Origin of the sequence: Sulfurimonas autotrophica DSM 16294 (assembly GCF_000147355.1) — a bacterium.
In the GTDB taxonomy this organism is placed as follows: domain Bacteria; phylum Campylobacterota; class Campylobacteria; order Campylobacterales; family Sulfurimonadaceae; genus Sulfurimonas; species Sulfurimonas autotrophica.
This window is the reverse complement of record NC_014506.1, coordinates 1,092,336-1,104,801: the sequence shown is the minus strand read 5'-3', so window position 1 is coordinate 1,104,801 and position 12,466 is coordinate 1,092,336. Positions and strand designations below refer to the sequence as shown.

Sequence of the window (12,466 nt, the reverse complement as noted above, 5' to 3'; positions counted from 1 at the left end):
AATATTATTCATTTCTCAATACAGTTAATATATCTACTTCACTCGCTTTTTTAGCCGGATAGTAAGAAGAAGCGATGACTATACCAAAAGCGCCAAGAACGATGAAACTGAAATCCTGCAGTGTCAAGTCAAGAGGAAGCCTTGATGTTGGATAAACATCTTTAGGTAAATGTACAATATCAAAAGTGCTGAGGACCCATATGCCGCTGAGACCCAGAACAATACCGGCTAAAATCCCTGCAATACCGATAACAATTCCAAGATATAAAAAAACTTTTTTAATTTCAGATGTTGTTGCGCCCAATGAAAGCAAAAGTGCAATCTCACCTCTTCTGTTCATAACAGTCATTAAAAGAGAAGATATTATATTGATAGAAGCAATGAGAATAATAAGCATCAGTACGATAAAAAGCGATGTTTTTTCCATCTCCAAAGCAGCAAAGAAATTCACATTATCTTCCCACCAACCTTTAATTGTAACACTAATAGGTAGTTCTTTTTTAATTTTTAATATATCAGCTCTGGGGTGTTTTGAAAATATATGTATACCGTCATACTGATTGGCAGCCATATGCTCTATCGCCTGCATGGATTCTAAAGTTGTATATGCATATGCTTTGTCATACGCAGAAAGTCCTGAATCAAAAACTGACTTGACTTTGAATCGTTTAATCTTTGGAGTAACAGAGAGTCCTCCCGGTTCTACATTTGTAAATATATACATAAGCTTGTCATTTTCATGCAGATTAAACTCTTCTTTTAGACTTTTTCCTATAAGTACATCAAATTTTTTAAATGTATGCCCAGTTATAGCCTTGGCAAGGACCGAATTAACCTTAGCTTCATCTTCAAAATTGACACCGAAAAGATAACCGCCTTCGAGTTTTGAACCACTTCTTGCCATTACTGAAGATTGTATATAAGGACTAAAATACAAAGAGGGAAATTTTTCTTCCAAATCTATAAGCAGATTGTTATTTACTGCACCGTAAAATTTAGGAATTATTGTTAAAGGATAGTTCATAACGGTAAGTTTGTCTTTGAACTCTTTGTCAAACCCATTCATCAACGCCATGGCAATAAGCAACACCATAACACCCAGCGTAATACCTATAAAGGCAAGGAGCGCTGAAATAAAGATAAAAGGCTGGTCTTTGTCAAAGCGCAAAAACCTTTTTACCAGATAAGAAACTATTGACTTTTTCAAGAAGCAAAAACACCTTTTTTAGGACCGCTTTTACCGCAGCATTGTTTATACTTTTTACCACTTCCGCATGGACAAGGGTCATTTCTTGCAATTTTTTTAGTTACAACCAAGTCATCTTCAGCATCTATATCTACATTGTCATGGTGATTGAGTCGCATTAATGCTTCTTGTGCTTTTTTCTCCTCTTCTAACTGTTTGGAGATTCTAGCAGCTTCTTCTTCTGGTGATTCCATCTGGAATTGTATAATCTGCAAGGTTCTGATGGTATTGAATTTTATATCATTAATCAATTCACCAAAAAGACTGAAACTCTCTTTTTTATACTCAACCAAAGGATCTTTTTGGTTGTAAGCACGTAAACGAATACCTGTTTTCATATTATCCATCGCATATAGGTGCTCTCTCCATGCATTATCTAACTCTTTAAGATAAAACTCTTTTTCTATATCTTTTCTTGTTCCATCATCCAATACACCCATTTTTTCATCATAAGCAGTTTTTAACAGTTCTACAATTTTAGCATATAATTCTTCATACTCTAAATCGTTAAGCTCTGCTAGATCTAAATCAAAGTTTGTCTCTTCTTTAATGAGCTGTGCTAATTTTTCAAGATTAAAGTCTTCTTTATCTGCACCTGCAAATATATCTGAGAGCGCTAAAAGATTGGCAACATATTCTTCTCTAATTTCATCAACTTTTGCACCAATGTCATAATCATCACTTAAAAGTTGATTTCTGAATTTATAGACGATTTTTCTTTGCTCATTTGCAACATCATCATATTCAACAATCTGTTTACGCCCTTCATAGTGCATATTTTCAACTTTTTTCTGTGCTTTTTCAACTGCACGGGTTACCATTCTTGACTCTATGTATTCACCATCTTCAACACCAAGTCTTTCCATAATAGACTTGATTTTATCACTTCCGAATATTCGCAAAAGATTATCTTCCAGTGAAAGATAAAATTGTGTTGTTCCCGGATCACCTTGACGTCCTGAACGACCTCTTAACTGGTTGTCAATACGACGGTTCTCATGGCGCTCCGTTCCTATTATGTATAAACCGCCAAGATCTTTGACTTCTTCGCTTACTTTAATGTCAACACCGCGTCCTGCCATATTTGTCGCAATTGTTACAGCACTTTTGGCTCCGGCAGACTTAATGATTTCACCCTCTTGTGCGTGATTTTTTGCATTAAGTACTGTATGGGCAATTTTTTCACGTTTAAGCACTTCATGTAAAACTTCAGATTTTTCAATAGAAGCCGTACCTATAAGAATCGGTTGTCCTGTTTTGCTGAGTTTTTTTATAGTCTCTATAGCAGCGCCGAATTTTTCTTCTTCAGTTTTATAAATAAGGTCATTTAAATCATTTCTGGCAATTGGAATATTTGTAGGAATCGAGACAACATCCAGGTTGTAAATTTGCGCAAATTCTGTTGCTTCAGTTTCAGCAGTACCTGTCATACCTGCGAGTTTATCATACATTCTAAAGTAATTTTGAAAGGTAATGTCTGCAAGAGTCTGTGTCTCTTCTTTAATTTCAACACCCTCTTTTGCTTCGAGTGCCTGATGAAGACCCTCAGAAAAACGGCGTCCCTCGCTTAATCTTCCGGTAAACTCATCTACAATTACCACTTCACCGTCATTGACAACATAATCAACATCTTTTTCAAACAGATGATTTGCTTTTAGAGCCTGGTCAAGTGCATGCGGCAGTGAAGAATTTTCTGCACTGTAAAGATTTTCAACACCGAAAAGTTCTTCGGCTTTAGTAATACCTTCTTCTGTTATTAATACAACTTTGTCTTTTTCATCAACAGTAAAATGCTTATCTTTGTTTAACTGCAGTGCAATTTGGTTTGCACGAACGTAATCCTGCATATTTCTGTTTGTTGGACCTGAAATAATCAAAGGTGTTCTGGCTTCATCAATTAAAATAGAATCCACTTCATCTACGATAACAAAATTATGTCCACGCTGTACCATTTGATCTTTTGAGTAGCTCATATTATCGCGTAAATAGTCAAAACCGAATTCATTATTTGTACCATAAGTTATATCTGCATCATAAGCAGCTTTTTTCTCAACAGGGTCGTGCATATCCTCTAAGATCGTTCCTACACTATAACCAAGAAAGTTATAGAGTACGCCCATCTCTTTTGCATCGCGGGAGGCCAGATAATCATTGACTGTTACCAAATGAACACCCTTGCCTGTCATTGCATTAAGAGTAATTGCAAGTGTAGCCACTAAGGTTTTTCCCTCACCGGTTTTCATTTCGGCAATTCTACCCTCATGTAAAACCATACCGCCTATGAGCTGTACATCAAAATGACGCATATTTAATACACGCTTTGAGGCCTCTCTTGTTATGGCAAAAGAGTCGTACATAACATCATCTAAACTCTTTTCACCGCTTATTATACTTTCTCTCAAGTTGTTAAAAGCTTCTTTAAGTTCATCGTCACTTAAAACTTCATATTTACTTTCAAGATCATTAATCTTTTGAACTTTTTTAGTATATTTTTTTAATTCTCGGTCATTTGCAGTACCAAATACCTTACCCATGAATGCTTGTAGCATTTGCAACCTTATTATTGTTACTATATAATTTATACCAATCCCAGCTAAAAGGATGAACGTAAAACAGATATATTGTACTGGAGTACAAGGCGAAAGTTTGCAGAAGCTACTAGTAGCTTCAAGAACTTTCAACGAAGTAATCTGGTGCAATATATCTGCCCTTTGGGTAAAAGATAAGTCATCATCTGACTGCGTTAGAGAACTTTGAAGCTACTAGTAGCTCCTGCAATTCTCTGCCTTGCAGCTAATAACTTATCTTTTATTTTACATTCATCCTTTTAGCTGGGATTGGTATTACTATATAGTAATCGCTGAAATTGTTCTTATTTTATCACATTAAATCTAATAAATAGTATAAATGAATAATTTGCTATAATTTCTAAACAAAGGATACAAATGAAAAGAGTAATTTTAGCTGCATTATTGGCAACATCAGCCTATGCAACCCTAAATAATATAAATAGTTTTGAAGCTGATTTTTTACAAAATATCACAGATGATAAAGGTGTCAAAATTACATACAGCGGACATATAACAGCCTCAAAGCCACGATATGCATTATGGCAGTACCATAAACCGATTCAAAAGAGTGTTTATATTCTGCCAAATAAAATTATTGTAATTGAGCCAGATTTAGAACAGGTTATCATTAAACATCTCAATGAAAATTTTGATCTCTTTAAAATTATTCATAATGCAAAAAAGATTGATAAAAACAAATATTTGGCAAAATTTAAAAATAAAGAATACATAATAAAAATAGAAGACTCTAAAATAAAATCTATTTCCTATAAAGATGAGTTGGATAATGACATAAAAATAATGTTTAAAAATCAAGAAGAAAATAAAAAAATATCGAAAGAAAAATATATACCTCATATTCCGGATGAATATGATATTGTAACAGAGTAATAAACGGACAAAGTCCGTTTATTGCACTGTGAATTTAGTTCATTTCTGCATACAGCTAGTTAAGCTTATAATCTTTGATAAGGTTGAAGTTAAGATATTTATAGATATCATCCTCTTTACCTTCGATTTTTTTCGTTAATGCCAAATATTCTTCTTTTGTTGGAATTTTTCCAAGAAGTGAACATACGGCTGCAAGCTCTGCAGACCCAAGATAAACCTGTGCACCTTTACCTAAACGGTTGTCAAAGTTACGAGTAGATGTTGAAAATACAGTAGCGTTGTCAGCAACACGTGCTTGATTTCCCATACATAATGAACATCCAGGGATTTCAGTACGCGCACCCGCTGCACCAAAGAGTGCATAATAACCATCTTCTACAAGTTGTTTTTCATCCATTTTTGTCGGAGGACAAACCCATAAACGAGTAGGAACAGGACCTTCACCTTTTAGTACTTCACCCAATGCACGGTAGTGACCGATATTTGTCATACATGAACCGACAAATACTTCATCAATATTATGCGGACGTTTGCCATCTGCTAAGATTTCAGAAAGTGTTGCAACATCATCCGGATCATTAGGACATGCTAAAATAGGCTCTGTAATTTGATCTAAATCAATCTCAAGTACTGCAGCATATTCTGCATCATTGTCCGCTTCCATAAGCTCTGGTTTTTCTAACCACTCTTCCATTTTTGTAATACGACGACGAAGTGTTCTGTGATCTTCATACCCTGCTTCAATCATCTGATCAAGTAATACAATGTTTGATTTTAGGTATTCAATTACAGGTTCTTTGTTTAACTGTACAGTACATGCAGCAGCAGAACGTTCAGCTGAAGCATCAGAGAGTTCAAATGCCTGCTCAGCTTTAAGATCAGGCAGACCTTGAATCTCTAAAATACGTCCGGCAAAAATATTTTTCTTACCTTTTTTCTCAACTGTTAAAAGGCCCTCTTTAATTGCTTGATGGGGAATGGCATTTACAAGGTCACGCAGAGTGATACCCGGCTGCATTTCACCTTTAAATTTCACTAAAACAGACTCAGGCATCGTAAGAGGCATAGAACCAGTTACTGCTGCAAACGCAACGATTCCAGAACCACCAGGAAATGATATACCAATAGGGAAACGTGTATGGCTGTCTGCTCCGGTACCAACAGTATCAGGAAGAACCATTCTATTTAACCATGAGTGAATAACACCATCACCCGGACGAAGTGCAACACCCGAACGGTTTGCTATAAAGTCAGGTAAAGTATGGTGCATTTTTACATCAGACGGTTTTGGATATGCAGCTGTGTGACAAAATGATTGAAGTACAAAATCAGCATTAAAACCAAGTGCTGCAAGTTCTTTAATTTCATCTCTTGTCATTGGACCAGTTGTATCTTGAGAACCAACAGTACTCATTTGCGGCTCACAATACATACCAGGACGAACACCGTCAATACCACATGCATTTCCAACCATTTTTTGAGCTAAAGTATACCCTTTGCCTGTATCTTCCGGCTGATCAGCAGTTAAGAAAATATCAGTTGAACCCATACCTAAAACTGAACGGGCTTTAGTAGTCAAACCACGACCAATAATTAATGGGATACGTCCGCCTGCACGAACTTCATCAGTAATAGTGTTTGGATTTAATTTAAATGTAGCAATGCACTCACCATTTTTATGTGCTTCACCTTTATATGGATAGATATCAATAACATCACCCATTTCCATTTGTGTTACATCAAGTTCTAATGGTAATGCACCTGAATCTTCGGCAGTTGCAAAGAAAATCGGAGCAATTATTCCACCAAGGATAACACCACCTGTACGTTTGTTTGGAACACCAGGAATATCTTCACCCATATGCCACTGTACAGAGTTGATACCTGATTTACGACTAGAACCAGTTCCTACAACATCACCAACATAAGCAACAGGATGACCAAACTCTTTAAGTTTGTTAATAGTTCCTATAGGATCTTCCATTTTTGCCCCAAGCATAGAATTTGCATGAAGAGGAATATCTGAACGAGTAAACGCTTCAGAAGCCGGAGACAAGTCATCAGTATTTGTTTCACCAGGAACTTTAAATACTGTTACAGTGATTTTTTCAGGTAATTCAGATTTGTGAGTAAACCAGTCAGCATTTGCCCAAGCAGTTAAAACTTCACTCGCAGCAGTAACACCTTTTTTATGTAACTCTTCAACATCATTAAATGCATCATAAACAAGTAATGTATTTGAAAGTGCTTCAATTGCAGCTGCTACAACTTTAACATTTTTAGATGTCAATGAGTCAATCATTGGCTTAACATTGTAACCACCAAGCATAGTCCCAAGCATTTGTACAGCTTTTTCCGGCGGTATAGCAGCTACATGATGTTCTTCACCTGCTACTTCGTTTAAAAAAGCGGCTTTTACATACGCAGCATCATCCACGCCTGGAGATACACGGTTTTCCAAAAGGTCCAGCATCTCTCCAATATATTCGCCTGTTTTAATGAATTCTATAACTTCTACTGTTTGTTCTGCAGTTAAAGGTAATGAAGGTACACCAAGTGCCGCTCTTTCTTCTACGTGTGCCTTATAAGCTTCTCTAAATCCCATAATATTTCCTATTGTCAGTTTAATTTGCAGATATTATAGCCAAAAGATAAGTAATGATTTTAATGGTGTTACTTATGTAAACACTTATATTTTGTTAAATTCATTTATTGTGAAAAAAAGTAACACCTAAATATTACGCTTAGCTATTTCACCGCAAATTATTTCTCTATCGCTACCAATATAGTTGTTTTTTAACCATAAAAGATAAGAATCAGGCAATTCATTGTATGGCATGCCTTTGTATTGTCCAAAATTAATTCTTACACTGTTTTGTATATTAGCCACAGCTTCTCGTGTAGTAGCTTCTACATGTAAAGTTTGCAGCAGTCTAATAAATTCTTGATACTCTAAATTTTTTCTAATAGTAAATGTATATGTATCAAAATCAAAATATCCCTTTCTTTCACTAACAAAATGTTCAATCTCTTGAATCTGCCGTACACTTAGCATTTCCAAGTTCTCTACATGCACACTGAAAGAATTTTTGTGTTTTGTAAATGTAAAATAGGGTTTGGACATTATAAAATTTCTCTCACGCCTTTTGTATTTGGCGAGGAAAGAATACCCTCGTGTTCTAGCTGTTCTATAACCCTTGCCGAACGGTTATAACCGATTTGTAATTTTCTCTGCAGATAAGAAATAGATGTCTTTTTATCATTTAAAACAACACTTTTTGCTTCTTCAAAAAGAGGATCCAACTCTTCATAACTCTCACCGGATGCAGAGGAGTTACCGCCCTCACCATTTGTTTCTTCAATAAGAAAGCTTTTATCATAATTCGGTTCTCGTTGTGCTTTTATAAAATCTACAATTTTTTCTATCTCTTCTTCTGTTGCCCATGGAGCATGCAGACGCACCAGTGCAGGTGCGCCCGGAGGTGTAAAGAGCATGTCACCACGACCAAGTAACGATTCTGCTCCCATTTGATCTAAGATAATCTTTGAATCTATTTTTTGCCCTACTCTGTATGATATACGCGAAGGAAGATTCGCTTTTATAAGCCCTGTAACAACATCTACAGAAGGTCTTTGTGTCGCAATGATTAAGTGAATACCACAGGCACGTGACTTTTGTGCAAGTCTTGCAATGGAAAGTTCCACATCTTTACCACTTGTCATCATCAAATCAGCCAGCTCGTCAATAATAACAACAATATAAGGAAAATGCTCACCGCCCTCACGTTTTACTTTTTCATTATAGTTTTCAATATTTTTCGTTCTACTCTCTGCCATAAGTTCATAACGGCGTTCCATCTCATTAACCATATTATTGAGTGAAATTATCGCCTGTTTCGGTTTTGTAATAACAGGTGTGAGTAGATGCGGTATATCATTATATATAGAAAATTCCAGCATTTTCGGGTCAATCATTAAAAGCCGTAGCTGGTCGGGAGAATTTTTATATAAAAGTGAAAGTATCATAGCATTGATGCCAACGCTTTTCCCGCTTCCCGTAGTTCCCGCTATAAGCAAATGCGGGAGTTTCTTCAAATCTGTAACAAAAGGCTTGCCTACAATGTCCTTTCCAAGGGCTATGGTAAGCGGTGATGCAGAATTTTTAAAGAGTTTATCATCTAAGAGTTCACGCAGGTAAATAGTGTCTACTGTTTCATTTGGAATTTCTATTCCGACGACATCTTTTCCCGGAATCGGCGCTTGAATACGGATAGTTTCTGCTGAGAGTGCCATTGCCAAATCATCCTGCAAGTTGAGTATTTTACTTACCTTGACATTGGCTGCGGGTTTAAATTCAAATGTAGAGACAACAGGACCAGCATATGTACGCACAACGTCACCTTCAATTTTAAAGTGTGCCAGTTTTTCTATAAGATATCTGATTTTTTCATCTACTTCTTTTTCATCAACATTGTGTGTTGTTTTATTGGGCTTTTGTAAAAAATCCACAGAAGGCAGTTTGAAATTTTTAGGTTTTTCTACTTTCCCTTTTTCAATATTTGCCAATAGTTTTGCATTTTCTTCAAGTTCATCGACAATTACAGTATTTTTATGCTCTTTGACATCAGCGGCAATATCTAATATTGTTTTTTTGGTATCACTTTTTTCGTCTATTATACCAGTACTTTCATCTTTTGTATCAGTTTCTTTTGTATCAACTTTTTTTTCTTTTCTTAAGTATGCCGGCTTATCTATCTCTTCTTCAAGCATCGGCTCTTTTATTTCTGTTTGCACTGTAGTCTGCGTTGTGTCTGCACTCTCTTTCTCAACGGAGGCAAGAGCTACCTGCGATTTGTTTGATTTGAGTGAAGATACGAGTACATGTAAGATTTCCGAACTGCTTTTATCGAAAAGAATAACCATAGCAACGGCTGTAATCATAAACCAAAATACCCATAATCCAAAAACACCGATATATGGAGATAAAAAGTCTACAAAATCCGCACCGAACTTTCCTCTATAGTTATTTGTTACGACTAAAGCCTGTGCAATCAATGCAGAACATAAAAGTAAAAAAGAAGCAATAGTTACTTCTGCTTTTCTAAATCCAAAGGATGTATCTTTGTATAAATAATACAAAGGTGCAAGTAAAATAAACAAATAGACAAAAGAAATATATCCAAAATAGAGTTGATTATATGAAGAAAAAGTAGCACCGTAACTACCCATTAAACCTGTTGAACCAAAGAGAGTCGAAAAACCAAGATAGATTAATACACCAAAAATAATAATAAACGCAGTATCTTTCAAATTAGAGAACCTTTATAATAAATGAATTGATTTTTTATAAAGAAAGTATAGCCAAAAACGTTCCATAAAGGAACTATAAATAATTCACAAGACTTAACTGTGAAACTTTTCCTACTGTTGAGAGCATTGCCTGGTAATTCAGATTTAATTGCTGTAACTTTAGAGATGCTTCAGCAACGTCAGTATCTATTACTGATGAACGAAGGGTCATTGTGCTTATTTCAAGTAATTGAGACCTTTCTAAAGAACTTGTCAAAGTATTTGATTGTGCACCTACTGTAGAATGACTTCTTGAAATATGTGATTGCAGTTTATCAAGCATTGCTATTGCATTTTCTATCCCTTGATTTCTCATTGTACCGCTTGAGCTGTCAGGGTAAAGCTTATGATCTTCCACCGCTGTAATAGCTTCATCAAGATTTTTGAAAAAGTCAGTTTTTGGGTCAATAATTGTCAGGGCATTGTTGGCATTAAAAGACATTACAGAAGAAGGATTGGTAAAATCACCACTATTTGCATCATAGATAGCGAGTGAAGCGTTTGTACTACTTGCTGTTAAATCAGTAAATTCAATTTTACCATCGTATGAGAGTTTTGTATTTCCCACGACATTTGACTGTTTGATTGCAGCGTCATAGTCTGTTGTTGTATTTGTTGTTGCCGGCAGAGTATTGGTTGCTGCCATATTCACAACATCCATCAGTTGTTGATACGTCATTTTATCTGCATCTACTGCTGCTCTTGGAGTTTCCATATTGAATATATCATAATTTGTTGTACCACCGTCTAAGGAAAATGTAGAACCTGCACTCTTAAAATCAATCGTTGCAGTATAGCTATTTCCATTGACATCTTTTCCATTTAAATTAAAAGTAGTACCATCAAGCGTGCCTGCAGTTCCCTGAGACAAATCTGCTACTTCAGAAATTTTTGTTGCAGCAGTAGCAAATTCATTAGAATTTTTTAAAACCTGAGAAACATTTGAACTCAGAGTTGAACCATCCTTTACAAAACTTGTTCTGTCATACAACAAACCGTCAATATTGCTTATACTTGTAGCTGCCGATGCGTAAGGCGATTTTACAAACTCTTTGACATATAAATCATTCGCAGGAGGCGTTGTAGGGTTTATGATTTCAGCGAAATTTGTTTCACCGCCATCCAAGTTGCTGATTTGTCCAGCAGTTGCATATACGGCATCATTAATGTCTGCCTCATCATTTCCGTCGCTTTGATCAAAATCAACCGCTCCGACCATATGAAAATCAAGTTTTGAAGAACCCTGCAGTTTATCTTCTATGGTAATCTGCCCGTTGCTGTTTAATCCGACATTAACTATTTGAAGATTGGAAGTATTTCCATACGCCTTACCAATTCCATTTAAAAGATCATCAATTTTATCACTGTCTTTCATATCAATCTGTTTATTGAATGATGTGCCGTCACTTTTTACACCGCGAATGTAAAAATGATGTTTTTGTGTTGCAGTGTCAACAGTAGAGTCGGTATCACCCATTAAATCCCTGATAGTGTCATCCTTGGTAATTGTTGCGAAGCTACCATTTTCAGCACTTGTTGCAGTGAATTCTGGATATTTTTTACTTAAATTTTCCTGTATTACATTTGTTGTAACATTTCTTCGAGTAAGCCTGTCTTCGCCTAAAAAGAGTTCTGAGCCTGTAAGATTGTATTTTTGCGTAGAATTGGAACCTAAAAAAGAATTCATACCGGCATCATTACCGTGATAAACACCATTGTCGTCTATAGGTCGTGTATTTACAGCAGAACCGGAAAATAAAAACTGCCCGTTTATAGAAGTATTTGCAAGATTTTTAAAATGCTTTTCCAATCCTCGAAGCTCGCCGGCTATCGCATCAAGCGAATCGTCACTATGCGTCCCGTTTGCAGCATTTACAAGCAGTGTTCTCGTTCTATTCATAGAAGTTTCAAATTCATTGAGCACAACATCTGTTTGATTAGAAACTTTATAACCGCTTTCAGTACTTTTTTTAACCTGTCCAATGGTGACAAGTTCATTATCCAGTCGCATTGTTTCAGTAAAGGTTTTTACATCATCTTTTGCATATTGGATTTTTAATCCTGAAGCAATCTGTTTGTTTACATCAAAAAGTTCATTATTTATTTTTAAATTATTTGTACCATATAGGCTGTTGTAGTACATACTTGATGTTACACGCATAATATCTCTCCGCTTACAGATTATTGTCTAGTTCTTTAATATTGCTAAAAGTATAGCAATAAAAGTTCCATATATTCATATAATCGACCAAATATTATTTACTTTTAAGTAAATTATCACTATCATTTCGACTTCAACAACTGATTTAGCCAGAGTGATGGAACGGTATACATAGCGGATTCAAAATCCGCCGCCTCACGGCTTAGGGGTTCAAATCCCCTCTCTGGTACCATTTTACAGTTGTTAGTT

General features: G+C 35.7%; 7 protein-coding genes and 1 tRNA gene. 2 read left to right on the top strand and 6 right to left on the bottom strand.

The window, feature by feature from the left end; genetic code table 11:
* Positions 1-4: 4 nt before the first annotated feature.
* Together SAUT_RS05660 and secA are read right to left on the bottom strand one after the other, a co-directional pair.
* Positions 5-1,207, bottom strand: coding sequence for an ABC transporter permease (locus tag SAUT_RS05660; protein ID WP_013326914.1), 1,203 nt, complete (start codon positions 1,205-1,207; stop codon positions 5-7).
* Positions 1,204-3,795 (bottom strand): preprotein translocase subunit SecA, encoded by a 2,592-nt coding sequence (gene secA, locus SAUT_RS05655; protein WP_013326913.1) that lies wholly within the window; start codon positions 3,793-3,795, stop codon positions 1,204-1,206. Before secA ends, SAUT_RS05660 begins: the two co-directional genes overlap by 4 nt.
* A gap of 396 nt (positions 3,796-4,191) precedes the next feature.
* Between secA and lolA the strand changes: the two genes are divergently transcribed.
* Positions 4,192-4,707 carry a LolA-like outer membrane lipoprotein chaperone gene (gene lolA / locus SAUT_RS05650; protein WP_013326912.1) on the top strand — a complete coding sequence of 172 codons (516 nt, stop codon included), beginning with the start codon at positions 4,192-4,194 and terminating at the stop codon, positions 4,705-4,707.
* 55 nt (positions 4,708-4,762) lie between these two features.
* On the opposite strand, the gene acnB is transcribed toward lolA, so the two are convergent.
* The 4 genes from acnB to SAUT_RS05630 all read right to left on the bottom strand — a co-directional run bounded on the left by acnB (position 4,763) and on the right by SAUT_RS05630 (position 12,217).
* The gene (acnB, locus tag SAUT_RS05645) at positions 4,763-7,312 is read right to left on the bottom strand and encodes a bifunctional aconitate hydratase 2/2-methylisocitrate dehydratase (protein ID WP_013326911.1); all 2,550 of its coding nucleotides are present in this window, start codon (positions 7,310-7,312) and stop codon (positions 4,763-4,765) included.
* A 126-nt stretch (positions 7,313-7,438) separates the two neighbouring features.
* The gene (locus SAUT_RS05640; protein ID WP_013326910.1) at positions 7,439-7,831 is read right to left on the bottom strand and encodes a DUF3820 family protein; all 393 of its coding nucleotides are present in this window, start codon (positions 7,829-7,831) and stop codon (positions 7,439-7,441) included.
* Positions 7,831-10,017 carry an FtsK/SpoIIIE family DNA translocase gene (locus SAUT_RS05635; protein WP_013326909.1) on the bottom strand — a complete coding sequence of 729 codons (2,187 nt, stop codon included), beginning with the start codon at positions 10,015-10,017 and terminating at the stop codon, positions 7,831-7,833. Before SAUT_RS05635 ends, SAUT_RS05640 begins: the two co-directional genes overlap by 1 nt.
* Positions 10,018-10,090: 73 nt before the next feature.
* Complete coding sequence (locus tag SAUT_RS05630; protein ID WP_013326908.1) at positions 10,091-12,217, bottom strand: flagellin N-terminal helical domain-containing protein; 2,127 nt, start codon at positions 12,215-12,217, stop codon at positions 10,091-10,093.
* A 148-nt stretch (positions 12,218-12,365) separates the two neighbouring features.
* On the opposite strand from SAUT_RS05630, the gene SAUT_RS05625 reads away from it, so the two are divergent.
* Positions 12,366-12,449 (top strand) — tRNA-Leu (locus SAUT_RS05625).
* Positions 12,450-12,466: the final 17 nt, after the last annotated feature.